The organism is Pseudoalteromonas sp. CO325X (assembly GCF_004208955.1).
Classification (GTDB): domain Bacteria; phylum Pseudomonadota; class Gammaproteobacteria; order Enterobacterales; family Alteromonadaceae; genus Pseudoalteromonas; species Pseudoalteromonas ruthenica.
Genome location: NZ_SGPG01000021.1, coordinates 69588 through 96304 on the forward strand (window position 1 = coordinate 69588; position 26717 = coordinate 96304).

Genomic DNA, 26717 nt, shown 5'->3' on the forward strand with positions numbered 1-26717 from the left:
CTTATCTCAAACTACTTGCTAGTTGGTCTATCTGACTTAGCGCATGACGCATGCTGTATACTTTCCAACCGAGCTTGGTTGCTGCTATTGCTTCTGGTTTATCAATGGCAATTCCGACCTTTTTTAACGGCCAAGCCAATTCTAACTCGGCAACAACTTCATTCTTCTCATTCTGAATTTCTTCGCCTACTTCAGGCAAAGAAACATGATACTTTTCTAATAAATCAATAACACCGTGCATGCCCGGATCGGCTAAGTCGTATACGTCTTGCCAATTTTCTTTAACATTTAATCCTTGAGCATTACGTAACTGTGAAATTAACTTGGTTTCTTCATGTTTAATAAACATGTGTTGGTGATCTGGCTGTTTACGATGACAATCGCAACATAGCGGGGTTAAGTTACTATCACTATTATCAGACTTTACGCCGTTTATATGGTGGACATGCAATAAACGCTTATGTTGGGCTAAATCCAATCCACATTGCTGACATTGATAATTAAACTGTTCACGAATTCTCTTGGAAACCGTTTCCCAGTCTTTTGTGTAGTGACTTGTTTGATTACTCGCAACACCAGTAGGCATAAACTTAAAAAAAGAACTATATGTGTCGAAGAAGTCCGCCAACTTAAAGTTTTGAACAAACTCTCGCCTAGGCGCTCCTCTTTTTAATGACGCAAACTTCTGGAAATTAGTCGCTTCTAGACAGTATTGACACACGCTTAAATCAGTTTCGCCTTCAACTAATTCATTCGTTCTGTTATCAGTTCCAGAAACCGGAAACATACCATCTAGTTTATTTGTAACAACATAACGGTCAAATCGACCTTTTTGTCTCATTCGTTCGAGCATTTCACAGTCTGCGACATGAAACCTGTTTCCTTTACTGCCATCTTCAAGAACTGTATATATCTTGTTGTTGTAACTATGATCTTTGATATAAAGAAGAACCTGCCTACCTTGGTAACTAGCAAGGCCAGTGTCAAATTCAATATCCTCAAAGTTAACTTCTAAGCCTTCACTTAGTTGTTTATCTATTGGTTCAATTGGTATTAGTTCGTTAGAAAGCTCAAAATCAATTATCTCCGCACCCATTATTGTGACAGCTTGATGCAGAAGAGAGAGGTCCACTGTAAGCTTCATTTATAAACCTTCTACAATCTTACGGATTTGAATATCAGCATTGGTAATAATTCGAAATGATACTCGACGTGATTTTTGTTTATTCTCTGAACCATCATCATTTAGTTTTAATCTGGATGATGCCAGACCAACAGCTGCAAAGGACGACTTCACCCAAGCCCTTTGTTTTTCTGACAAGCTTTCCAGGTGGTATGAATAGTTCAGCACAGACCTAGTGCGATTCTGAGATAGTGTCATGTTGAAGAAATAAGCATCATCCGGATGAGTGTCGTAGCCCCACTCAGATGATGTGTGACCTTCAATCCGTACTTCATCAATACTTTCTCGGTACTGATCTAATACTTTTAAGTAACGTGGAATGAAGGCTTCCAAGATATCTTTAAATTCATCTTTGAGTGCACTGTCACCGCTATCAAATAACACTTCTGGTGAGTCGAATTGAAAAGATAAGGTTTCTTTGTCTATAGAAGCTTCCCACTTAGGTAAATCTTTTTCAAACTCTGCATTCAAAGCATCAAAGATTGCAACCTGATTTTGTTGGTAAGCCACTGCAACATCTTTAATTTTGTCCCGCTCTATTGATACGTGGCGCATAAATGCGATGGCTATAAATAAAAATACCATCATTAAGCCAGCCATCAAATCAGAAACAGTTAACCAGTGCTCGCCCTCTTCTTTTTGGCGGGGTGAACCAAATATTGAGCTTGTGTCAGCCATAGATTAACTCGCCTGAGCTACAACAGAATTCATTTGGTTAACGAGCCTTGAGTAGTCTTTAACAAACTGATTGCTAATTTGCCCAAGTGCCTTACCCATTTCACTCATTACACGATTTAACTCTTGCTGCATCGACTGGTCTATCATGCTTAACTGTTTCTCAACCGCTTCACCTGTTTTGCCTACTTGGTCTTTCAAGCTGGCATCAATATTGGAGAACACTTTCGTCATATGTTGAGTTTGCGAAGCAAATACATCTTCGAGTGAAGTCTCTAATCGTTTCTGCATTGTTTCGATACTTTGAGTGACATTATCTCTTACCGAAGATGTGTCCGTAATTAAAGCTTTGTTCGCATCAGTTAAAGTATTAGCTAAAGCCTTAGAGTCATCGACTAATGTTTGAATCATCTGACGGACGTGAGCATTCAAGTCCTCCACTGTATCTTTAAGGTGATCCTTGATAACTTCAGTTTGGCTGGTTAGATGATCAGCAGTAGTTTGAAGACCTGCATTAGTTTGATGTACCTTGTCAGTGAATTCATTAGCACCTTCGGAAATTACTTTTTCAACTTTACTTGCGCTGTCAGCGAGTTTCTCGCCAATAGTCTCCACACCGTTTTGGGTATTAGTCACAAACTTTTCCAGTAACTCATTCGACGAAGATATGTGAGATTGAATATATTTGTCTGATTCTGTTAGCAACTCTTTATAGTGCGTGCTCGCAGACTCTACTGAGTTCGCAATGGTTTTGACCGTTTCATCAATTTGCTTTCTTATCTCGGGTACAGCTTCAACTGCTCTGTCTCTAATATCTTTAAATGCGTCAAGATGTCTTTCTAGTTCATTTAACTGATGTTGGTTAACCTGCATGATATCTCTTAAATCAGTCATGGATTCAGGTATTACTTTTGATTCAGAGCTAATTTTGGCTACAGACTCTTCAGTGGCAGAAATAGAAGCAACACCAAGCTTATATTGCTCGGTCATTTCTGAAATTTGAACTTTGTAATTTTCTTGCCAAGTGACTAACTCTTTCACAGCCTCATTAAGCTGTTTGAAATTTTCACCAAATTGTTCCGTTAGGTTATTATTAAAATCGGTAATTACCTGTTTTAGTGCTTCGATGACGGTTTCAGTAGCAGACTTGGAAAGCATATCTGCAAAGTCTTGCATTTTAATCCAAAGCTTATCTGAGAATGTGGTGAAAGCTTCTTTTTGATTCGTTAATTGCTCATTTATTGTTTTCAATGTTTCAGCTGTTTCTTGGCTGGATTTAATCGTTAGCTTTTGATTGTCATTGATATCACCTCTAAGAAGTTTCAACTGACTTAGAATTGAGCCATCACTATCACCACCAATGGCAGTTACTAATGCATCGATTGATTGTCTTTGGTTGTTAATGGCACTTAATATATCTTCTGGTGTTGCCCCAGTAATAGTTTCAGCACTATCTGGTTTTGAAATAGCTCCAGAAGTTTGCAACACCTTAAATATTATTGAGAGTAAAATACCGACTAGGCTTGTTAAAAACGCAGTTTTTAAACCATTAAGAAGACCTTCGATACTGCCATCAATGTTGGCGGCATCAAATGCCATTAGGCCTATTACTATCCCAGCAAAAGTACCAAATATACCAAGAGAAGTGAGTAAAGCCGGAGCGTATGATACAAATTCACCAGCTCGACCTTTTTTGCATTGCCATATGGCTACTAAAAATGCTGAAATTATGAAAAAGATGACGATATAGGTTAGATTACTTGACCAAGCTAAAGCCTGTTCCATGCTCATATTCTTAACTTCCATTATTGGACAAAGTCAACTAATGATGCCGGTAGCTTCCGCATCATTAGCACATTGATAAATCAGTATATTTCAGATTTTTAATGCATCCAAGTTTGTACCTGAATATTTTGAGTTGTAAAGCGTCATCAAATAACACCATAGCGTTTCAAAGCCCGAATTCAGATAATAAGTGCACCACTCATGGTTAAAGGGTGACAGACGATCAACTGCCTGTTGGTGGTATTCTAATGTCGCCAAACAAAAAGAGTATCACCATGAGTTACAAGCAGTTGATCGAAGGGCAACGATATCAGATCGAAGCCTACTTGCGCGAGGGTTTTAGCTACAGAGAGGTTGGCAAGCGGTTGAACGTTAGCCACAGTACTATTAGCCGTGAAGTGAGGCGCAACTCGTTTCATCATAATCATTACCTGCCCGAAATCGCGCACGTTAAGGCAGTGAAACGAAGGTGCTTGGCCGCGAAATACCGCGTATCCGCTGTGACTGTATCTCTCGTCGAGTTCGGGTTGAACCACAAATGGAGTCCAGAGCAAATTGCGGGGGTCAGTAAAATCGTTGGAAACCCCGTCAGCCATGAATGGATTTATGGCTTTGTGCGGCGTGACAAATTGGGCGGTGGCGAACTGTATAAACAATTGCGACGCGGCCACCGTAAATACCGCAAAGGCAGCCGAGCGAAGCGCGTTATTATTCCAAACCGAGTTGGTATTGAACACCGACCAGCGATTGTGGATAAGAAGGAAAGATTTGGTGACTGGGAAGCAGATACAGTATTAGGCAAGCAAGGAACAGGAGCGATAGTCAGCCTGGTTGAGCGCAAAAGTAAGCTGTATCTGATACGCAAAGTGCCAGCAAAAAGTGCGGCCGATGTGGGGCGAGCGATGGTTGGCATGCTATGGCGTTACCGCCGCCATGTCAGCACGATTACTGCCGATAACGGTGCAGAGTTCTGTGCTCACGAGCGGGTTGCAGATAAGCTGAAAGCGGATATTTACTTCGCCAACCCATATTCATCGTGGGAGCGAGGACTGAACGAGAATTTCAACGGCTTACTACGTCAATATATTCGCAAAGGCACTGATTTACGCACGGTAAGCGAGACCGAGAAAGTGTCTCGGCTTTAAGCAGCCTATCGTTGTGTTCAATGAATTACGCAATGCGGCCTAATTTAACAAGTGGTGCACTTCGGGGTTGAATTCGCGCTATCAAAAAAATTCAACGGACTTCGTTTTTCTGGTAGGAATGACATCTAGGATTTATTAAAACTGACTGCGGTACGCTGTTTTAATATGCAGATATAGATATTTCAGACGGCGGTTCAAAGTTAATTTAGGTACCACTTTGATGTACTTAGAAACGTACTAAATATCAACATTCAACTTCAATAAAGCTATAACAATCAACATTATAAATGATAAAACCAAACTCCCCAGCAGAGTTACAACTTTACAATTTTGAATTACTAGCAAGGAAACACTATCAAAAGCTTTTAAAAAATAGCCCCAATTCTGCGGAAACAAAAAAAGCTATGGCGAAAGATATGGCTCACTTAAACAAAGAAAGAGAAAGAATTTTAAGGCCAGCAGAGGCTCGGGCTATTTTAGCGTCTTATAGAACCAATAGTGAAAGTTCAAGTATTGAGCAAAAAATGGAAGAAAAGTATCGCCCTACAAAAGTTCTTCAAAAAAACCTAAGAGCAGCTGGAGAGATGAAGCCCTCAGTAAACCATGAGGCACACCATATAATTTGTTGCAAAGGACGTTGGGATCAAGCTGCAGTGATGAGGGCAAGACTTAACTTACATTTTAATGGAATAGGCATTAATGATGCTAAAAATGGCGTTTGGCTTTTTAATAATCCTAATAATAAACAGTATGACTGGGGCACACCGGATGCTCCTGCTCACAAGACTATACACACCAAAAAATATGAAACTTGGCTTGGTGACAATTTAGGCCGTAAGGCGCTTAGAGATGATAAAAGCTTATTTATAAACGAGCTAAGAATTGCCAAAATTTTAATTAAGGATGGTAATTTCCCCACTTTAGGATAATGCTCATGAAAGTATATAGAATTAACTGTAAGAATGACCAAGGGGATATACTAGATTTTGACCCTTACTCATTATATCAATCACTAAAAAAATACGTGGACACTTCTGAAGCAGAGTTTATGGTTAAAATTTTTGATTTACATGCCAATAATGACTCAATTGAAAATATATGGCCGGATGTTATGCCTATAAAGCCGCTGTCTAATGATTATGAAAAAGTTGATATTTATATACAAGGTGGGTTTTTATTATTATCTAAGAAAGCCTATGAATATTTATACCAGCTTTTAAATGAGTATGGTGAGTTCCTAAAAATAAACGTAAATGGCTGTGAAATGATACTTTTTAACTTGCGTGTTTTTGGCCAAGAAGATCTAGATAAATGTATTGAGGACTACTCTAAAGGAGTAAGAAGTGGATATAAAAGCTTTGCATTTATTGATTCAGATATAAACAGCAAATTACTATTTAAATCTAAGCTGTTAAATGGGATAGGGCTATTTTGCGGTGAAGAATTTAAGAAATTAGTTACCCAAAGAAAATTAAATGGTATCGAATTTAATGAAATAAACTAACCCCTTAATTTATTTAATTGTTTAATCTTAATTTAAACACGATAAATATTATTTAAACAGTATTTTCTTTGAAATTTAACCGTGCATTATTTGTATACTAATTTATGGTGCATTACCCAAAGTAACAATCAATCCTCTCTAAGACTTTCATTCTGAATAGAAAGCAATTGTTATTTAGCCCCAATTAGGGCCTTGAGAAATGCCCAGGGTGGGATCACTGAATCGCCCCGAGTTTGCCAGAGGCTCAATAACTTGAGAAACTGGAACTATGAAAAAATCAAATCGCTATACATCAGAATTTCGTGAACGTGCAATTAGGCTTGTTACCACACAACAGCATGAATACCCATCACTTTGGGCTGCGCTCGTATCGATTTCAGATAAACTGGGATGTACACCAGAAACACTTAGAGCATGGGTTAAGAAATCTCAAGCTCAACCGTCTAAATCCGCTTCTAACACTTAATCAACTGAAGAACGACTTGCCGCCTTAGAACGCGAGAATAAAGAGCTCAAGCGAGCGAATGATATTCTGAGGCAAGCTGCCGCTTTTTTCGCCCAAGCGGAACTCGACCGCAAACAGAAGTGATAGTGGATTTTATTGATGCTTGCCGAGAGCATTACGGTGTCGAGTCAATTTGCAAGGAATTGCCGATTGCACCATCAACGTATTATTCTCATAAACAGATACAAAGAGAGCCTGGGCGACTGTCTAACCGCAAAAACGTGATGCTGAGCTGATGATACTCATTCGCGAAGTGTGGGAGGATAATATGTCAGTTTATGGTGCAAGAAAAATATGGAAACAGCTACAGCTTGACGATCATCAAGTCGCCCGTTGTACAGTCGAGCGATTGATGAGAATTATGGGAATTCAAGGTGTTCGTCGGGGTAAAGCACATAAGACAACGATACCTGACGAGCAACAAGATAAGCCACTGGATTTAGTTAATCGTCAATTTACAGCTGAGCAGCCAAATCAACTTTGGGTCGCTGATATCACCTATGTTGCCACATGGAGTGGCTTTGTTTATGTCGCTTTCGTGATAGATGCTTTTTCACGATACATTGTAGATTGGCGTGTATCAACGACAATGCACACAGAACTTATTCTTGATGCATTAGAGCAAGCAATTTGGCACCGTGGCAAGCCCGAGCGGTTAATTCACCACAGCGACAGAGTGAGTCAATATTTGTCTATTCGATACACTGAGCAACTTGCTGAAGCTGGAATTCAAGCGTCTTTAGGCAGTGTGGGTGACTCTTATGACAATGCATTGGCTGAAACAATTAATGGCTTATTTAAAACAGAGGTTATTCGCAGAAATGGCCCGTGGAAGAATGTTGATGCTGTTGAATACGCCACGTTAGAGTGGGTTAATTGGTTTAATAATCAACGCCTATTATCTTCAATTGGGTATATTTCACCAGCTCAATATGAAATAGACTGCTATGATAATTTAAGCGAGTCAGGTAAAGTGGCCTGACTTAAACAAACTGGTCTCCGATGAACTCGGGGCGATTCAGTCAACTATTTTGATTTGGGTTACAAATGAGTTTTGGTAAGTTGCTCTGCCTGATTTCGGCAATTCTTCTTAGCGCGTTATCACCAACCTTATTTTCTAAAGAAGGATTTGGCATTGAAGATCTAATAAACCTTCCTCCACTTCCTGAAAAGTATGAGTCATACGATTATAATGAAAGGATCGCATGGCTGGAAAATGAGCTTGGCAAAACTCACAGCCCAGCCGAAACATATCGTTTAGCCAGAGAACTCGCATTTCAATATGACTGGACCAGCTCCAATGAGTTGATACTTTCTGTTTGCCAATCTAATAAGCCAATTAAAGCTGACATAGACTATCGATTTTATTGTATTTCATCGATAAAGAAGAGTGATGAGTCTAAGCTAGATAAATTGACTTTGCTGCTATCGGATGCCATTGATCTCGGTAATCTAAGTATCGCAGCGCAATCCCTCAGTTCAATGGCTTGGATCCAATCTAGTCTTGGGGATATTGAGCAGGCATTCAGAAGTTACGAGATGGCTATGGAGCTCGCTAGCGATGAGAATATCTACCTGAGAAGTGATATTACTCTTAATTTATCACAGCTTTATATTATGCATGGCGATGGTGAATATTTTGAGAAGGGTGTCAAGTTGGTGCAAGGTGCTCTTGATGAATTAAGGAGCAAAAGTGTATCCGATTCACTCGACACAATATACGTGAAACAGACATTGGCTAACGGTTATTTTAATCTAGGCATTGCTTATATGTTTCACAAACCTGACTATCGAGAAGCGTTAAAGTGGTTTGCAAAAGTAGATCCTGATATTGTCGACATTCGGCAGTCGGTATTGGTATTTTCAAGCCTCGCACATACAGAATTAAATGAACCGGTAGAAGCCAAGAAGTTACTGCAAGAGTCCTACGAAACACCCCAAAGTCAGCTGTCTGATTCAACTTATTTGCTCTGTTATCAGCAAATAATTAAAGCTAAGATCGATATGAACTATAATCTTGAGCGATGTAGTCAGTTGGGAAGAGACACTCCTTTAGAGGTTCAATTGGATATTTACTCTCGACTCATCGAATCTGAAATTATTGACGCAAAACGACTTGGCTACGATAGGTTCTATGCGCTATATCAAAATACACTTAAGTCCTTATTAAAACAAAATTCAGTAAAGTCAGCATCCAGATCCGAACTCAACAGGTTGCAACATGAGTCTAGGTTAAAGGATCAAGTTATTGAGAGAGAGAAGCAACTTGCAATTGCGAATGAAGAAAAGGCTGCGAGTCAAAACAAGTTAACTATAGCCATTGTTGCTGTATTTTTACTTGTTCTTTTACTTGTCCTGCTGCAGTTACGGCAGAAGAAACTATTGGCCAAGCAGTATGCTCAATTAAGCCTTGTTGATGGGTTGACAGGGCTTAATAATCGGCGTTTCTTTGAGCAAAACATTGATCGAGACTTGAAGTTTGTTTTAAGAGATAACGAGGGAAAAGAAGATAGCTACCTTGGTGTGTATATCTTTGATATCGATCATTTTAAGAAGGTTAATGATAACTACGGACATGATATTGGCGACGTTGTCCTAAAAGAATTTTCTCGGCGGATTCGAGAAAGTGTTCGAGAGTCCGATATGTTCGTTAGGTGGGGTGGTGAAGAGTTCTTACTGGCTTCAAGAGTGTCAAATATAGAATGTTTTCACCAGCTCGCTGACCGTATTGTGAAAACGATCAATCACAAACCTTTTGAAGTCGCTCATGACACGTCACTTGATGTCAGCTGCACTGTTGGTGGAATAATCTATCCAGGCGAATCCAAACGCATTGCAAGTATGACATGGAAAAATCTGGTAACGCTGGCTGATAATGCACTTTACATTGGGAAGCGGAAACAGAGAAACTGCTGGGTATGTATTGATGACATCAACAATCTAGATTTGCTTTCAGATCCGACTAACATGGACCTTGATGTTGCCATCGACAGCAACCAAGTATCGGTAACTCACTCGATGTCTTCAGCGGAGTCTCAACCTTCTAGAAGCTGATCGATAAGTTTGTCTGATATTGGCATTCTGTATTTCCTTTGAACAGATTAAGAATGCCACTTACACAGATAATGTTACACTCTCAACCTCTTTGGAAAGAAAGCTACTATTTAAAAGGACTTTCATGAACATACTCACTCCTATACTAGTAAGACTAGTAAGTTCAACACTAGCTGGCTTTGCTAGCCAAGCCATAGCCGTTGACAAGCAAGTACAAGCACACTTCGATACCACATCGGTGACTGAAGTTATCGCTAACCCACAGAAGTTTTCACGAAAACGTATTAGCTTAAAAGGCTTTTATTCACAGATAGGTCAGCCCTATTTATTCCTATCTCCTGCGCACGAAAGGATAAACGACACCGAGTCAGCCATCTCAGTGTTACTGGTAGAGCCGACGAACAACATCAATTTCATGGATAATTGCAGTGGCAATTGGCTAGAAGTAACAGGCACTTTAATCCCTACTGTACAGGACGTTACTTATCGACTCTCTTATCGTCTAGCAATTGATAAGGCTACCCGACTACCCGACTACGTTGATTGCTTTAGTGATACTAATGAAAATGAATGAAGTGCCGGCACCAACATTTTACTTTTGGCGCCGACTCAAAAACATTAGGGTTAGATATAGAATAAAATAAAAGTGTTTTTGAGTTGGCTTCCTAATACCAAGCTTTTATGGTTGCTAGATCCAAACTTGTAACAGCAGTAACTAGGTAATGCATAACTCCCCATTGACGAACCTCCGGGGAGCTAATAAGTACTATTTTAAGCTTTTAGAATTACGCTTTTCCATTGCTTCATGTAAAACTTTGCTTACCTGAGATCGATCAATAGCTGTGTTGGTGCTCTCAATTTTCTTCAAAAAGTCTAAAGGGGTTAACTCGCTGTTTAACTCGACTTGGTTTAGATCTGCTCCCTGATCAATAATTAGTTTTACGAGATCTGCTTCATTCAAAAGTATCGCAGCATGCAAGGGCGTTAAGCCGTCTATATGACTATGTTTATCAATAGATGCACCATGCTCTAAGAAGTGCACAATATATTTACTGCGCTTTTCTTTGTCGTCTATGCCAAAAAAGAAAGCCAAACCACTATTTAACTCAAGTTCTGCAATATCTTTATTTGTGGAGCGATAGTTGAACAGGTAATATTCACATACTCCTGAGGGTATATGATGTGTATCGCTATTAGTGCTGCAAATTACAACATCTTCAACAGAGCTTTCAGATAGTGAATAAAATGCTCCAAAAAAGTACAGTAAGATGCCTATAGCGGGAATTGAAAGTAAACTTGTTTTCTTCATTACTATGCCCAGACAACTTTATTTTTTGCGCTTTTCATATCGTTTAATAAGAGCACACCAAAGTGGTTGTCATTTAATTTAGCTATTCCAGCAGCATGCATTTGTAAAACTCGAACAAAATTCGCAGCAAGCTGATCAACGACACGGTCGTAAATTTTGATAGACATCAGATCATTTGCCGTAGCATGCTTAAACCAATGCTTTAGAGCTTTGCTACCAAATTTTATAATGACCTTTTTTGCACCTGAGCTTGGTTTAGAAACCGTACGGAATAAGATATCGACAAATCCTAGGGCGTAGGACGCATCCACTGCTTCAACTAATAGTGCTTGAGCGAACTCTCTGATAGGGTCAGTAATTTGAAGGTGTTCAATTGTGGTGTGTTCCTTTTTAAAAATAAACTTCAAGATTGTTATTGTTTCATCTTCATTAAAAATGAGCTCGTCGGGGGAAAATTTCCTGAGGTGTACACGCTTTTTCATTATTTAAGTTCCTTCTTAATTAATTTAAATATATTTTTGTAAAAAAATACGCTATAAAAACTTAGTTGTGCGGGTAAATTTTCAACATTACAAGCTAAACTGGCACCTCAAAGAACTCCAAAGAAAAGTAAAAATGCCCAAATGAAACCTAGTAAGAAACACTTTTAAAGCTCCAATTTTAGTTGCTACTTTTCCTAAAAAAGACTCTCTAGCTTATTTAGATAGTACCTTGTTGCTTGATGACATCATATAGTCTAATAGTGTGCAGATGTTAAATCTTACAGTATAGAGCAAACTACTAGCTTTTCATATCCTCGTTAAATATTAGTGAATTCATTTTAGAGATCAAAGGTATCACAATGTAAATTTCCCCCACCGTTTACGGACATTGTAAGATCCCATACAAGCTCAATGATAAATATTATATTTCCACAAACTGATACCAATACTGCTGTTGCCAGTGGTGTAATTACAAACCGACGTTGATAGCTCTCAACAGGCTATGTGCTTCTAGTCAGATAACTAAACTCAACCGCATTCTTGAACGCGGTTTAAAGATCGAGTTAACCTGCACCCATCAATAAAGTGTAACTTAATCAAGCACTATAACCTTGGGGGTTCAGGCCAGCTAGACACTCAAAGACGAAATATTCGCCAAAGCTCAGCCGAGCAAGAGCACTCACTTTTAACGGTCATGAAACAGCACGTGTGACCAACGGGATTATAAAGTGCAGTCCTTAATAAAATCGCGGGCTCGCAAAAGGAACAATGCTGAACTCTCAAAGCTAACATCTCAACTAAATGTTTTCTGGGTAGCGCGACAGCCTTGACCCCCGCTCGCAGTTGTTGACTCGTAAGATCAGCAAAGTCAGGCACTAACCCCTGCTCAGGGTTGATAAAGTAAGGCGTACTAAAACTGTGAAAACATACTCGCAAACTGTTATCAGTCCAGCCTTTTTTATAGACCAAAGAAGCTAGAACTACCAAAGCAAGCTTAATAACATTCAAACCTCGGTAACAACTGTCGGCATGTGCGTGGCGCAAGATGAACATGGGCGCTAGACTAGCCTGTAGGGTTAAATACTCCCCAGCGATGGTAACAAATCAGTAGTCACTGACTCATATCCTCGAAAATAATGCTAAGCAAAGCCTAACTTATCTACATCACATTACCAGTTGTGTAAATTCAACCATTAATTATCATTTGAAAAGCGCTCATTCTTTTAGCGCTAGACGGCGCTGCAGCTGAGTAAGCGCTGAATCTAAGCTTTTCATGGTCAAAGGTTTTTCCAAAAGTACCTCAAAACCCGCGTCTTTTGCGCGCTGCTTGGTTACACTGCACAGCTGCTTGACCATTAATATCAAGGGCGTTTGCTGATTAGTGCCTTGGTTATGCTGAATTTGATATGCGATGTTTATACCATCGGAGTCATCAAGGTTAATGTCCAGCACGATTAAATCAAATGCGTGTTGTTGTAATAATTTCAGTGCCTCGCGGCCATTAAGTACTTCAACCACCTGACACTGATAATGCGCTAAGCAGCGGGCGCTTAATTGTAACGACACCTCATCGTGATCCACCAGTAAAACATTATTGACTTGCGCATCTTTGATACAGGGCTGCACTGACTCGTTTGTGGCTTTCGACGTATCAACAGTGCCACCGCTTTGCTGACTGCTGTTGTGCAAGCATTGCTCCAGAAGATCTAAAGCTTGCTGCTGTAAATGGAGCAGCGTAGGCCGCAACTCATTGGAGCATAGCTGCGACAGCAGTGCCTTTACCTCTTTAACATCAACCTGTTCACCGTCATCACCCAAGTGCTGGGACTGATCCGCAATGTGCGCTTGTAATTCATTTATAGAGTGAGTAAATGCCTCTTTCAGCGCTTTTTTATGTCGCAGCCCTTCAAGCATTTGCTGCTCTACTTTAGTGTTCAGGTGAAGCTGTTTAAAATGGGCCTTTTTAGCTTGCTTTGACGCTGCCATCACACCCAATTGGCGCATTAAGGTGGTTGCAACTAATATCGGCCGATGTACCTCGTAGAGCGGGCGCACCACCACGTAGTCATCAATAGCGTCGATGGCAAACGCATTATAGGCGTCCGCTTCGTCTTTACGAGCAATAAGGTAGGCAACCTTAAAGGTGGGCGGCGTGCGCTGCATTGGCTCTAAATGGGTGTAATAAAACTGCAGCGCGTCGGCAAAATGCTCAAAAGACATAAACACAACTACAGCGGGAGATTGGCTCACAGCAGTCAGTAATTGCTGCTTATCGCTGGTAACCAAAATATGGTCAAAGTGTCTGCTAAGCACATCAATCGCATGCTGATCGATGTCTTTATCTGGGGTGTAAAGAATCACCGTATAGTGCTGATGGTTCTTTAAGTTGTCATACATAGCTCACCACTCCCAAGGCCCGCGTAAACGTTGCCACAAGTATAGTAGAGACGCCCTCAACTGCCTTTTTTAGCTCGCTGAGCTTGTATTAACAGCAGCTCTGCCTTAGCACCTAGATAAACATACACGCCTAGCCCTATCAGCAACCCCATCACACTCAGCATCATCAGCAGCGCGGCGGTGGTGTACTCTGTCTGCCCCAAAGAAGCCTTGAACATGGTCAATAACGCTTCAATGGAGATGGCAATAAGGATGGTGGAAATAAATCGCGTAATTGTTCGTCGCGTAGAACTGTGACGGAAGATATCTTTGTGCATTAAAATTTCTTCCTCGAGGATGGTTTTACCTAAGTCAAATACGGATAACGCTAAGGTAATAAAGATAATAATGCCAAAAGGCTGCAGCGGGTCACTATCACCATTTAGGCTCAGCAATAAGTGCCAAATTTCCATGCTAACGGTGTACATAAGCACTAATACCAGTGTAAATAAGCTCATAACAATGACACTGTAGCCGGCTTTAAATACGCCGCTAAAACGGCTTCGAGAACGGTCCCCCATCACATACTCCACCAGCTGAGCGAGGTGAATATCAACCACGACATAGCCTTTGTTATCGCTACCTTGTTGGCAAGGGGCCATCACCGACACACATAGGTTGCCGGTGGCTAAAGAGATGTATGGTTCGCTGAGAGTAAATTGGCCCTGCTGCTGCGCCGTGAAGTAAGGCCGAGAGGCTCGACTACACCCCTGCCCGTGCAGGGTATTCCCTTTGTTATCGATATTGGCACTCAGTTGCACCGCGTCGCTATCAAGTAAATAACACAGCTCAGCAAAATGGTAATGTTGGCATAGCTTTGCAAAAGCAAGGTGTGGCTGGTTTTGCCACTGCGGGTGGGCTTGCAAAGACTGAATAAGTGCATCGAGTAAGGGGGTGATGACGCTATGATGCTCTTGATAGCGTTCAATCACGCTCAGGTAACTAATGCCCATGTCGGTGCTCCTCAACCCCTTGCTTGGCAAAGACCGCCGCAGAATTAGTGCCAACTCTATTTTTCTTTTCGTGTTCAGTACCTTAAATTTTTATTCGCATAATCCGGTGCAGTCATTGCGCCATCAGTGCACAGCGCTGCTTCGAAATGGTGCACGGTCACAACTGCTCAGATAAAAGTAGCAAATTCATGCTCTATTTATATTTTTACCGCTATACTGAGCCCAGGTTTTGTCAAAGAGGAAGACACAATGAAGCAATTATTAGCTGTTATTACTGTTCTAGCCAGTGCCTTGGTACTGAGTGCTTGTGAAGATGCTAATGAAGCAAAAGAGCAAGCGAAAGACAGTGCGGTCGAAGCAAAAGAAGAGATCAGCCAAGCATGGGACTCTGCTGTTGCAGATGCTAAAGATCTTAGCGCGCAATTGCATGATGAGTCTTTCGGTGAGCAACTTGATGAGCTTGTTAACGAAACACAAGCACTTGTTGCCGTAGCCAGTGAAGAAGGTAAAACACATTTAGATAATCTAGTTGCCGATTCTAAAGATCTAGCCCAGCAAGCTTGGGAAGAGTCAAAAGAAGGTGCCGGTGAATTATCAGAAGAAACAAAAGAAAAGATTGAAGAGCTGAAAGAAAAAATTCGCGCTAAACGCGAAGAGTTAGAAGCGAATCAATAACAGCCACAGTTCAACATTGTGATGCACCAAAACCCAGCCTAGCGCTGGGTTTTTTATTGTTTGCTGTGTTAGCACCATAGAGTACATCCATTTACTTCGCTAAATCATTAAGTTAGGATTTTGCATACAATTTTTTGCTCACTACAACAGGGATAATGTTATGAATAAGCTCCTGTGTGCCTTGCTTGCCGCTACCTGCCTGAATGCCCATGCCGACAATCGTCCTTTTGAACACCCAATGGACTTTTATCTTGGTAGCGATTATCAATTAATGGATCTAAAGACTGTCGGCACGCCCGGACAAGCAGATTTTAGCCACGTTAATTTACGCGGTGGTGTATTTATCTTTGAACAAATTGCGTTGGAGGCACAGCTGGGTGTCTACGACAATGATGACATGGTTGAGGGTACCACTTATGAGTTAAGCGCTAACCGCGCATTGTTTGTGCGTTTACTCACCCCTCGCCATCGTGGTTTTGCCTTTGATTTAGGATTAGGCTATGCCCACACCGAAGTAGATTTAACTAATCAAGCACTTAACCAAAGTATCTCTGACGATGGCTTTGCCTATTCTGCACGCATTGACTACGCCGTGAACCCTAACTGGCATGTTGCGTTTGATTACACATCACGTGATTTAGGTAACGAAGTTGAGCTCGACAGCTACGGTTTAGGCGTGAGTTATCATTTTTAACCCCTTGTATAAAGGGCGCACTATCATGCCACGGGCGCTGCGTTCCTAGCATAGCCTGTTGGCGAAATTTAGGTTACATCTTGTTACCCACTTTAGATACAATTTTGATACACTGCTGTGGATCATCTCGAGAAGGAAGACACAATGAAAAAGCAACTGCTGTGCTTAGGCTTGGCGCTCGCGTGCAATTACGCTCACGCCAATGAATATTATATCGGTGCAGATTATCTGCAACTAAGCACCGATTTTGATGGCAATAGCGCCTCCCCCACAGTGAACAATATTAAGCTAGGTGCTGAACTTTACAATGGTATTTTCCTTGAGCTTCAAAGCGGAGTAAGTAGCAGCGACGACGATCTTCTAGGTGTCACCACGGACATCGACCAAAATTACAGCGCATTTTTTCGCTTTCGCTCACCGAACTACGATGGTTTTAGCGTCGATTTAGCCTTAGGTTATGCGCGTACCGAAGTGCTCTTCAGTGGCAAGCCCAGTGTCTATGATGGCTTAGAAGAATTCTCAGGCTTTGCTTGGGGAGGCAGAGTAAATTATGACCTTCCCTATAATTTTCGTATTAATGCCGATTACCAGCAGCGTTATAACAAAGACGATATCCTCATTGACGCGTGGGGCGTTGGCCTGAGTTATGTTTTTTAAGGATAAAGCAATGAATAAAACTCTATTGGCAAGCAGCCTGCTTTTAAGTTTAGGCATGCTCAGTGGCTGCAGTGACAATGACAATGCCAACAGCATTAACACCGCATTCGAGAAAGAGCGCCAAAGACAATCTGGTGAACTTATTGAAAGCATTTCCATTACTGGCGGTGGCATTCGTATTGAGCCTGGTGATGAGCTGCAACTCAAGGCCACTGGGGTGGACTCAAAAGGCGACTCTCGCGACATTACCAAAGAGGTGACATGGCAATCCTCACACCCTGATTTTGCGAGCATTAATGACCAGGGTAAAATCACCGCTAAAGCTCAAAGTGACACTGAACAAGGCCTAGTCACCTTCACTGCGACAACCATCAATGACGTTAGTGAAAGCATCGAAGTATCTATTAAAGACATTCAAGTAGCGAGCCTGACCTTGAGCGCAAACAGTGCCCGTGCTTATGCCTGTCAACCAAACACAATTACCACCGCCGTCACCTATGATGATGGGTATCAAGGCACCGTGGATAACAACAAGCTGACCTGGGAAGTGGCAGGCAGCGCCACGGCTTACATCAATGATTTTGGTGTTTTATATACCTCAGATAGCAGTGGTGATGATCTCCAAGTACGCGCCTCCTACGCACAAGCAAACAGTAACCAACTCAGTTTCACAACCGCGCCAACACAAATCACCAGCATTCGTTTTGTCGATAGCGACGAGCAGAGCTATGAGTCTTTAGACCTTGATTTAGGTGAGCGCGAAACCTTGCAAGTGCGTGGCACACTTAACGAGCAAAGTGTTGATGTTACGCCAGGTGTGAACTGGGCTGAAAATAACAACGCTATCGCCTATATCGAAACAAACCCAAGATTCAGTGGCGCCGTATTGGCAACAGAAAAAGGGGATGGATTGGTGTATGCGAGCTGCTCAGACTCTGTACAAGACTCCATCAGCCTGTCAGTCACCTCCGCGCAAGAAGGTGAGTTATCTGCTATTTTTATTAACGACAATAGCGAAACTATCAGCTTAAATGCAGGTGAAAGCACCGAAATACGTGTGTATGCGGATTACACTGGCTTTAGCGACAACATTAACGTCACTGATGCCAGTACGTGGATTATCAATAACAGCTTAGTCACTGCTACCTTAAATAAGCGCGCAAGTGACGAAGTGTATTTGAATGTCACTGCAAAGCCGGATGTCAGCGGTGATGCGCTCATGACATTCGGGTTTCTCGAACAAGAACAAAGCGTTATTTTCGAAATTAGCAACTAACTCCTAGTCGTTAACTAAAAGCGCCCAGTTGGGCGCTTTTTTATTACCTGCTAACCCATACGTTGCACATATTCCAACGCCGTCATGCGGTGATAAGTCACCGGTGCGTGTGCTACTTGCACCGGTTCAGGGTCAACAACCTCAACATCAATGCCTCTGCTTCGAGCAATCTCCAATGCCATTTGCGTAATATTGACGCTGAACGAGGTACCAATAAACACGATTTTATCCGCTGATAGCATGCGTTGCTGAGCCTCGGTAATACCATATAGATCGGTGTAATACTCATCAAAGAGCAGGACCAAAGGTTTGTAAGAGTGGTATAGCTGGGGCTTTTCACCGTCAATGGCAAAGGCCGCCAGCAACGAAGCATGGAGGTTCCCCTCATCAATGCTCTCCCAAGGCGCTGGGTGTGTCGTCACCGCCTCTCCTTGGTTATGAAATTCGGTCATTAAATCTAAGCGCCCGTGAATAGCGATATAATTGTTGTTCCCCGCCTTGGCATCTAAGCCATCTATATTTTGGGTGATCAAATTTTTATCGCTGAGCCAGTGATGCACATCATTCGGGCCATGATGGCGGTACGTAGCAAAACGATGATAATACCAGGCTAAAAACTCCTTGGGATTATGTTGGTACATGGCCCGAGTTGCCATTTCCATAGGCGTGTAGTGTGCGCTGCCGATGCGCCAGAACCCATCCTCACCACGAAAGGTGGGAATACCGCTGGCGGCGCTAACCCCAGCGCCGGTGATGTATAAAGTGTTACTCATGCTAATTTAACGTTCGCTTTTGTTTTTGCCTGGCACAACCGACTAAGCAAGGGGCAGGTGCACACGCACTACTAAGCCACCGTGGTGGCGATTGTGTAAACTGATGTCACCATGATGCGCCTCGCAAATTTCACGACACAGCGCTAAGCCTAGCCCTGACCCCGAACTTTTAGTGGAGTAAAAGGGCACCAACGCACTGGCCATCACGGCTTCTGACATGCCTTTACCGCGATCGCGAACCAGTATTTCCTGCTGCGCCTCGCTACAATTCACCTCAACACTGATATCTGCCTCTGGAGAGCCTGATTCATGGGCATTTTTGAGCAGGTTAATAAGCAATTGCTCAAGCTGAGTATCATCGCCATAGCCCTGCTCTGGCAATTCCCCAAGCAGTGTAAAAGCCCATTGCTGCGTAAGCCCTTGCATCATATTGTCCCAGCTGAAATATTTCATTTGCGGTTGTGGTAATTTAGCGAACCGCCCATACCCTTGAACAAACTCACTGAGTTTACCGATTCGTTCGTCAATCGTCGTAAATACCCGCGCTAAACGGGTGTCTTCAATGCCTTGTGCCAACAACTGCCCAGAGTGCAACATGGATGATACCGGCGCGAGGGAGTTATTGAGTTCGTGGCTAATTACTCGGATCACCTTTTTCCACACCTGCACTTCTTGGCGTGAGATCTCCCGTGTCATGGGCTTGAGTATATACAAGGTATGAGCTTGATTGTTGAGCAAGAAGTGTCCGGTGGCTAAGTGCCATGTTTGCCGCTGCTCATGTTGCTGCTCAACACTAAATAAGCCCTCTTTCCCTGCCTGCAAAGCTTGCGCTAACCCGTTTGGCATGCGCGCAAACAATACCGATAATTGCTCACCCTCAACGCGTAAATCGGCAAACAATAAGCTCCTAGCACTGTGGTTACTGTACACCACCTGCTGTTTGTCATTCACTAATAACAGCGCTTGCGGCGAGCTATGCAGAACCTTATCGAGCATCAATTCTCGTTGGTATATCCATTGCCGTTCCTGATGTAATTTGCTCGCGGTTTCATTGTAAAGCCGACACAAATCGCCCAGCTCATCATTTTTGTTATAAGCCAAAGAGGTGGAAAAATCTCCATCCTTAAAATTCAACAGCCCTGACTCTATAGCCTGGAGCCCTTTCACTCTGGGTGTGACCACATAATGTATAAACATGGCTTGCAGCGCGCCAAGCACGACGGCTAAGAGCAACGCCTGCAACACCGATAACAACCCTAGCAATACCCCAGCTACAACCGGCGCACAAACAAACAAGCTCAGCCATGAGCTCAGCTGCCAAGTAAGGCGACTAGTGGGTGAAGTTAACAAGGCCATTAGTATTCAATACCGAATTTCTGCATACGCCGATACAGCGCTTGTCGCGATAAACCAAAATCCCGTGCCACTTTGGCCACCACCCCTTGATGTAGACGCATAGAGTGTTCAATGTCCTGCTTCGAGGGCTCATGTTTTTGCACCTGTGCTTGCTCAGCACTTTGCAAAGCAAAATCATCTGCCTGTAATTCACCTTGCGGCTTAAGCACCGCTATACGCTTACAGGCGTTTTCCAACTCGCGTACGTTTCCTGGCCAACTATGATGACGCAGCGCCTGCTCGGCATGAGGACTCAGCTCTCGTCCTGGCAAAAAGTGCGCAATTAAAGCTGGGATATCATCTTGGCGTTGGCACAAAGGTGGCACCGCTAATTCAATGACATTGAGGCGATAATATAAGTCTTCGCGAAAACGCCCTTGTTGAATATCACTGCGCAGGTCTGCATTGGTCGCAGAGATCACCCGCACCGAGACCTTACGGGTTTGCGTGGAGCCAACGCGTTCAAATTCACCACTTTGCAGCACACGCAACAATTTCATTTGCCCATCGAGTGATAGGTTACCTATTTCATCAAGGAACAAGGTGCCCCCATCAGCGGCTTCAAAGCGTCCTATGCGTGTGGTTTTGGCTCCGGTAAATGCGCCGGCTTCAGCGCCAAATAATTCTGCTTCAATTAAGTCGCTAGGCAGTGCCCCGGCATTCACTTTAATAAAGGGCTGTGCTTTGAGTACAGAGTTACGGTGCACAATCTCAGCGATGCCTTCTTTACCACTGCCATTCGCTCCCGTGATAAGCACAGGCACATCAGCATGGGCCACCTGCAACGCCATATCCACAACCCGCTGCATTGCAGCACTGGCAAATACCAACCCGGCTAAATCAGCGCCAGCATGAGCTTGGCTGCGCTCTTGGGCTTGGCGTTTAAAGGTTGCATTCTCACTGGCGGCTTCGCCCAGCGCGACAAGGTTTTCGATGGTCGTTAACAGCTTTTGGTCATCCCAAGGCTTACCAATGTAGTCGGCTGCGCCGGCTTTGACTAATTCCACTGCGGTACTGAGCTCGGTCCAAGCGGTGATCAAGACCACCGGAAGGTGTGGGTTGATTTCTCGTAACTGATAAAACAGCGCTCTGCCCTCCTCACCTGAGGTGGTGTCGGCACTGAAGTTCATATCCTGTAAAACTAAAGCAATGCGTTGATAGCGAACGATATGCAGCGCCTCGGTGGGCGTTTCACAGACCACGGGATGATAACCATGAATCTCCAGTAGCAGCGACAATGCTTCCAACACTGCGGTGTTATCGTCAACGATGAGTATCTTTTTCATATTATCCATAATGTGGCGGCGCACCTATCGGCGCCGCTTGTTATTGTAATTATATAGACCGTGTAGCGATGCTGGGTTCGATATTGGCGGCTCGCTGAGCCGGCGCCCAAGCGGCAATCAAACTCATTATGAGCATAAAAGTGGCACTCGCCAAGACAAAAGTCCACGATAGACTAGGCAGAGAAAAGACCGTCATAAGCTGCTGCCCTAATAACATGGCCAGACCCGCTCCAAGAACAATACCGACACTGGCAACCAATGCATTCTCGACCAAGAAGTAACGAACAATGGCCGAACGTCTTGCACCTAAGGCGCGACGCGTACCGATTTGTTTAGTGCGTTTGGAGATATTAAACAGCGTCAAGCCAAAAATACCTAGCGCAGTAACCAGTACTAAGACCACAATTAACACGATCAGCATACGCATGACCAGCCTATCACGTGCCATATAAGCGGCTTTGCTTTCATCTAATCCCTCAATACGATAGATCACGCGCTGAGATTCGTTGTTAAGTAACAGCTCTTCGATTTGTGCCATTATCTGTGCACGCTTATAGGGCTCGGTGCGAACAATGAACTCAGCTCGCGAGTCGGCATAATTAAACGGGAAGAAGATCACATTGGCCGGGCGACTATCATCAAGCCAAGGGCCTTTAATGGTATCGATAACCCCGATTATTTTCAGTGCGCCTTGCCCTTGATAAACGGTTTTCCCAAGCGCTGACTCATCGGGAAACATCTCCTCGGCCAAATCTTTGGTGACAATGGCTGTGGTTGGCAAATTGTCGCGATTATCACTGTGCACAACTTCATCAGCACGGAAGTTACGCCCAGCAATCAAGGTGGCACCTAGGGTATTAAGGGCGCTGTCGCTGGTAAGCTGATACGCTGCACGCACACCACGGCCCATCTCTGGCGGTGGCGAAGTGTGCATACTGCTCGAGTCACCACTGCCGGACAGTGGCACCCAGTTAGTCATCGCCACATCAACCACACCATCAACAGAGCGGATCGCCTGTTCATCCAAGGCGTATTGCTGAACCAGGTTGATATCAGGGTCAAAGTTATTCACTCGAAAACTAAAAATAGCCGACTCGTCATAGCCAGTAGGTTGATTCAAATAGGCGAGACGGTCGCTTATCATAAACGCCGCGTTACTGACGATAGCCAAGGTGATGGCTACCTGTACCAGTAGTAACACAGCACCAATTTTTGAGCGCAGTAATGCGTTTATCATGGGTTTTAATTCTGACATGCTCTAGCTCCTACTGCGTTTTCAGATAATAAGCGGGGTTGGTTCGACACACCTGCCAAGCCGGTAACAAGCCAGCGACGACACACGCGATAATGGCAATGACTGGCGCACTGATAAGCATGAACGCGTCCATGGTAGCCAAGTCACTGTAGGCGCTGTAACTTTCTCGCACGCCCCAGAGGCTCAACTGTGCCAGAAAAATACCGAGCACACCGCCTAAGCTGCCAAGCAAGGCAACCTCGACCAAATGCTGCATAAATACTTGTGTTTTGCTCGCCCCCAAGGCTCGGCGCACACCCACTTCCGGTGCCCTACGCATAAACTTAGCGAGCAGTAGACCGAGGATATTCGCCAAGCAAACAGCCAAGAACATAAAGCTTAATAACACTAAAATTTTATTGTCTTCGCTGACGACCTTGTTGTACGTCATCCACTGATTAACATCGCGCAAGGAAAACTTCGGATGCTCTCGCGTGAACCGCCCCAGTTGCTTTTGCTGGTCGATATAATTGCGCAAATAGTCGCTGTATTGCTGCTTTTGCTCATCATTATCGAGCTCGACCCAATATTGCAGCCAATAAATCTCCGAATTCAATTTATCTTGATAGCTTTTGATCTCTTCGCGTTTCCAACCGTTGGAGTTCCCCCATGAGGGCAATTCCAGCTCACGAATTAAAGAGAACGGCACAAAAATGCGTTCTGGCTTGCGAAACGCGCCATTATTCAAATCGTAAAATTTGATATGACGGGTGATTGGCGCAACGACCCCCACCACTTCAAACACATGATTGTCGAGGTATAAGGTTTTTCCCACTGGACTTTGCTGGCCGTAAAGTTCTTCGCTCAAGCTACGCTCAATGACCACCTGTTTCATTGCGTCTTTGTCCGCCTGCTCGCGCCATGCTCCACCATGCACAAACTGGGCGTTAAACATGCTGAAAAAGTCGCGACTCGTCGCTCTTGCCCCCATCAGTTGTGGCTTGGTACGCGCATCTCCAAGGTGTACGGCAAAACCTGTGCGCAACATTGGCGCTTGCGCTTTCGCTGCACGGTCTTGGTATAGATTTTCTGCATCTGGGAAAGACAGTTGATAAGGCAAATCATCGCTGGTCCACCAGCCGTCGCCATCGTCCATAGACTGCAATTGCACGGCAAACAGTTGTTTACTTTTTGCCGGAATAGGGTCGGCGCTCATCATGTGATACACCGATAAAGTCGTCATCGTTACACCGATGCCAATGGCGATAGCCAACACCATCAAGGTGCTCACCATGGGGGTACGCTTGAGCGAACGCCAACTTAAATCAATATAGTGCCAAAACATCATTAGCCCCCTACAGCCTGTTGAGCAATATCGCCGGCACTGCTTGCGCTATTAGGTCGGCCTTGATACAGACTAAAATCAGCAAGTTGGCCATCGACGACCTGAATATTACGCGGCGCTCGGCGTGCCAACTCCGGATCATGAGTAACCATAACAATGGTCGCCCCTTCACGGTTAATATCTTCAAGAATTTCCATGACCTGACGCGCCATTAAACTATCGAGGTTTCCGGTTGGTTCATCGGCAAGTAGAAAGCGCGGTTCGCCGGCCAACGCCCGAGCGATCGCGACACGCTGTTGTTGTCCCCCAGAGAGCTGTTGTGGCAGGTGTTTGGCGCGAGCACCGAGGCCTACCAGCTCAAGACATCGCTCAATGCGCTTTTTACGCTCTGCGGCTTTGATACCGCGATATCGCAATGGCACTTCCACATTTTCATACAAGTTCAAATCTGGGATAAGGTTAAATCCTTGGAAAATAAAGCCAATTTTTTGGTTTCGTAAATCAGCTCGTTGATTGTCGTTCAAACCACCCACATCCACACCGTCGAGCTGATACTGACCGCTAGAGAATGGCTCTAACATCCCGGCAATGTTTAAAAACGTGGTTTTACCGCTGCCGCTCGGCCCAGTGACAGCGATAAATTCACCCTGCTCAACATTAAGGTTGAAATCCCGTAGGGCGTGGGTTTGCACCATATCCGTTTGGTATACCTTGTTGATATTATTCATTCTAATCATTTTTATATCCTTTTATATAAGCGCTTAACGCAGCAATACACGTTGCGCTTGGTTAAATACATCGTAACTGGACACCACGAGTTCATCGCCTTGCTGTGCCCCTGCGGTGAGCTCGACCGCCGCCATACTACTCGCCCCTGTTTGAATTTGAATTCGTTCAGCCACGTCGCCATTGACGCGATAGGCCACAAAGCCGCCTTGATTCATAAATGCCCCACGGCGCACCATCAATACATCTTCACGGTTTTCTAGAAGAATGCGTGCCGAAATCCGTTGGTTTTGACGAATGCGCAAGCCCTCACGCTGGGTAAAACGCACTCGGGCGCTCACTTGGCGATCTTTCACTTCAGGAGAGATAGACACCAGCTCCCCCACCAGCTGCTCAGAGCCAATACTGAGTTCGACCTCAAGGCCTAAGCCAAGCTCATTGGCATAGCTTTCAGGTACCTGTAATTCGGCCTCAAAAGCGCTTAAATCAACCAACGTCATCAGTGCCTGGCTCGGAGCCACAGCTGCTTGCTGTTGAACAAAGTGGTTACCCACCACCCCGCTGACCGGCGCAACAATCGCTAATTCGCGCACTTTACGACTGATGTCATCAACAACAAGCTGCTGCCTGGTGACATCGCTGTGTGCTGACTTTAATTCGAATGCTAAGGTGTCTTCGCCAATTTGTACTTCTTGCTGAGCATGTTTATAGGCTAGTTTGGCACGCGCTAATTCATCTTGTGCCTGTTCCATATCAATTTGGCTGATAAGATTGTCTTTAATAGAGATAAGCGCTCGACGATGCTCACGTTTAGCCGCATCTAAAGTCACTTTGGCCATATCCAGCGTGCGCATAAGTGCGAGTTTATCGCGGCGCACCTGTAATTCTTTGCGCGAAAGCTCATCTTCTAAACGCTGAAGCTCAGACTGCTGTTGTTTTAAGTTGTTGGCCAGCTCGGGGCTTTTAACTCGCGCCACGACCTGCCCCACGGCAATGGTATCGCCGGGGTTGACCAGCAGTTCCACATAGCCCTGCGTTGGGCTATATACTTGCGGGGCATTGGCCGCGACGATAAACCCTGTGGTAGCGATATCGCGAACCAGGTTGCCCCGCTCGACGGTGGCAATTTTGACACTCTCACGGGCAATGGAGTGGCTGGTATTAGACTGGGGACTAGCAAAGGTATAGAGCGCTGCGGCGATGACTAATACGCTGATAAGACCAATCAACAAGGGTTTGTATGAGCGCTGGCGCTCTTTCACAACAGTGTCCTGTGCTTGGGTATCGCGGATCATGACTGCGTCTCCCCGACCAACAGGCAGTTACTGTGTAACCAGGTGCTGATAAGTGCCGCCGCAAGCACCAATAATGGAGAGGTAAAAAAAACAAATAAAGTTAATAGCATAACAACTTCCCTTAGTACGTATGTGTACAGGGTTACGAAAACCATGCCAACTTAAAAAGAACATTTAACCCATTGTTTTATATTGATTTTTATCAAAATCATTGAGATGTACATGGTGTCCGCGGACAATAAAAGCGTCCGCTGTGGACACTTTTTTTACTTGTTTAAGTTGTGCAAGATTATTACTGCTCTGCTAAGCACTAAGGGCGTATCTTGCTAT

Annotated in this window: 22 protein-coding genes, 2 pseudogenes and 1 other annotated feature; of the genes and pseudogenes, 10 read left to right on the plus strand and 14 right to left on the minus strand. The window is 43.9% G+C overall.

What is annotated here, in order from left to right; translation table 11 throughout:
• Position 1: 1 nt before the first annotated feature.
• Genes EXT46_RS11045 through EXT46_RS11055 form a run of 3 tightly spaced genes read right to left on the minus strand, consistent with a single transcriptional unit; the run spans position 2 to position 3649 of the window.
• Positions 2-1144: an HNH endonuclease signature motif containing protein gene (locus EXT46_RS11045; RefSeq protein ID WP_240701123.1), complete on the minus strand. Its 1143-nt coding sequence runs from the start codon at positions 1142-1144 to the stop codon at positions 2-4.
• Entirely contained in the window at positions 1145-1861 is a 717-nt protein-coding gene (locus tag EXT46_RS11050) for an OmpA family protein (RefSeq protein ID WP_130147284.1), read from the minus strand.
• A 3-nt stretch (positions 1862-1864) separates the two neighbouring features.
• On the minus strand, positions 1865-3649 hold the full coding sequence (locus EXT46_RS11055) for a hypothetical protein (protein WP_240701124.1): 1785 nt from the start codon (positions 3647-3649) through the stop codon (positions 1865-1867).
• Between the two features lie 269 nt (positions 3650-3918).
• Between EXT46_RS11055 and EXT46_RS11060 the strand changes: the two are divergent.
• The 6 genes and pseudogenes from EXT46_RS11060 (at position 3919) to EXT46_RS11085 (ending at position 10425) form a co-directional block, all read left to right on the plus strand.
• Positions 3919-4831, plus strand: a pseudogene (locus tag EXT46_RS11060) (IS30 family transposase).
• A 244-nt stretch (positions 4832-5075) separates the two neighbouring features.
• Positions 5076-5717: an AHH domain-containing protein gene (locus EXT46_RS11065; RefSeq protein WP_130147288.1), complete on the plus strand. Its 642-nt coding sequence runs from the start codon at positions 5076-5078 to the stop codon at positions 5715-5717.
• A gap of 5 nt (positions 5718-5722) precedes the next feature.
• On the plus strand, positions 5723-6292 hold the full coding sequence (locus EXT46_RS11070; RefSeq protein ID WP_130147290.1) for a hypothetical protein: 570 nt from the start codon (positions 5723-5725) through the stop codon (positions 6290-6292).
• Between the two features lie 268 nt (positions 6293-6560).
• Positions 6561-7779, plus strand: a pseudogene (locus EXT46_RS11075) (IS3 family transposase).
• Positions 6839-6955: a sequence feature (AL1L pseudoknot), on the plus strand. It overlaps the preceding pseudogene by 117 nt.
• 65 nt (positions 7780-7844) lie before the next feature.
• Positions 7845-9851 (plus strand): GGDEF domain-containing protein, encoded by a 2007-nt coding sequence (locus EXT46_RS11080; RefSeq protein WP_130147292.1) that lies wholly within the window; start codon positions 7845-7847, stop codon positions 9849-9851.
• 124 nt (positions 9852-9975) lie between these two features.
• Entirely contained in the window at positions 9976-10425 is a 450-nt protein-coding gene (locus EXT46_RS11085; RefSeq protein WP_130147294.1) for a hypothetical protein, read from the plus strand.
• Between the two features lie 192 nt (positions 10426-10617).
• On the opposite strand, the gene EXT46_RS11090 is transcribed toward EXT46_RS11085, so the two are convergent.
• The 4 genes from EXT46_RS11090 to EXT46_RS11105 all read right to left on the minus strand — a co-directional run bounded on the left by EXT46_RS11090 (position 10618) and on the right by EXT46_RS11105 (position 15031).
• Entirely contained in the window at positions 10618-11160 is a 543-nt protein-coding gene (locus tag EXT46_RS11090; protein WP_130147296.1) for an ankyrin repeat domain-containing protein, read from the minus strand.
• A gap of 2 nt (positions 11161-11162) precedes the next feature.
• Entirely contained in the window at positions 11163-11642 is a 480-nt protein-coding gene (locus tag EXT46_RS11095) for a hypothetical protein (protein ID WP_130147298.1), read from the minus strand.
• 1215 nt (positions 11643-12857) lie between these two features.
• A complete protein-coding gene (locus EXT46_RS11100) occupies positions 12858-14039 on the minus strand; it encodes a response regulator (RefSeq protein ID WP_130147300.1) in 1182 nt (393 codons plus the stop codon).
• Positions 14040-14095: 56 nt separating this feature from the next.
• Positions 14096-15031, minus strand: coding sequence for a general glycosylation pathway protein (locus EXT46_RS11105; RefSeq protein ID WP_130147302.1), 936 nt, complete (start codon positions 15029-15031; stop codon positions 14096-14098).
• Between the two features lie 249 nt (positions 15032-15280).
• On the opposite strand from EXT46_RS11105, the gene EXT46_RS11110 reads away from it, so the two are divergent.
• From EXT46_RS11110 to EXT46_RS11125, 4 genes are all read left to right on the plus strand, one after another.
• Complete coding sequence (locus EXT46_RS11110) at positions 15281-15706, plus strand: hypothetical protein (protein WP_022945666.1); 426 nt, start codon at positions 15281-15283, stop codon at positions 15704-15706.
• A gap of 160 nt (positions 15707-15866) precedes the next feature.
• Entirely contained in the window at positions 15867-16400 is a 534-nt protein-coding gene (locus EXT46_RS11115; RefSeq protein WP_130147304.1) for a porin family protein, read from the plus strand.
• 144 nt (positions 16401-16544) lie between these two features.
• Positions 16545-17057 carry an outer membrane beta-barrel protein gene (locus EXT46_RS11120; protein ID WP_130147306.1) on the plus strand — a complete coding sequence of 171 codons (513 nt, stop codon included), beginning with the start codon at positions 16545-16547 and terminating at the stop codon, positions 17055-17057.
• Between the two features lie 10 nt (positions 17058-17067).
• Positions 17068-18333 (plus strand): hypothetical protein, encoded by a 1266-nt coding sequence (locus tag EXT46_RS11125; protein WP_130147308.1) that lies wholly within the window; start codon positions 17068-17070, stop codon positions 18331-18333.
• Positions 18334-18383: 50 nt separating this feature from the next.
• Here the strand turns inward: EXT46_RS11125 and EXT46_RS11130 are convergent, their stop codons facing one another.
• From EXT46_RS11130 to EXT46_RS11160, 7 genes are read right to left on the minus strand one after another with little or no spacing between them, the layout of a single operon-like run.
• A complete protein-coding gene (locus EXT46_RS11130) occupies positions 18384-19106 on the minus strand; it encodes a Sir2 family NAD-dependent protein deacetylase (protein WP_022945671.1) in 723 nt (240 codons plus the stop codon).
• A 42-nt stretch (positions 19107-19148) separates the two neighbouring features.
• Complete coding sequence (locus EXT46_RS11135) at positions 19149-20462, minus strand: ATP-binding protein (protein WP_130147310.1); 1314 nt, start codon at positions 20460-20462, stop codon at positions 19149-19151.
• Positions 20462-21787 (minus strand): sigma-54 dependent transcriptional regulator, encoded by a 1326-nt coding sequence (locus EXT46_RS11140; RefSeq protein WP_026111208.1) that lies wholly within the window; start codon positions 21785-21787, stop codon positions 20462-20464. Before EXT46_RS11140 ends, EXT46_RS11135 begins: the two co-directional genes overlap by 1 nt.
• A gap of 49 nt (positions 21788-21836) precedes the next feature.
• A complete protein-coding gene (locus tag EXT46_RS11145) occupies positions 21837-23042 on the minus strand; it encodes an FtsX-like permease family protein (protein ID WP_130147312.1) in 1206 nt (401 codons plus the stop codon).
• A 10-nt stretch (positions 23043-23052) separates the two neighbouring features.
• Complete coding sequence (locus EXT46_RS11150; RefSeq protein WP_130147560.1) at positions 23053-24366, minus strand: ABC transporter permease; 1314 nt, start codon at positions 24364-24366, stop codon at positions 23053-23055.
• 2 nt (positions 24367-24368) lie between these two features.
• Positions 24369-25103 carry an ABC transporter ATP-binding protein gene (locus EXT46_RS11155; protein ID WP_022945676.1) on the minus strand — a complete coding sequence of 245 codons (735 nt, stop codon included), beginning with the start codon at positions 25101-25103 and terminating at the stop codon, positions 24369-24371.
• A gap of 24 nt (positions 25104-25127) precedes the next feature.
• Positions 25128-26387, minus strand: a complete 1260-nt coding sequence (locus EXT46_RS11160) for an HlyD family efflux transporter periplasmic adaptor subunit (protein WP_130147314.1) — start codon at positions 26385-26387, stop codon at positions 25128-25130.
• Positions 26388-26717: the final 330 nt, after the last annotated feature.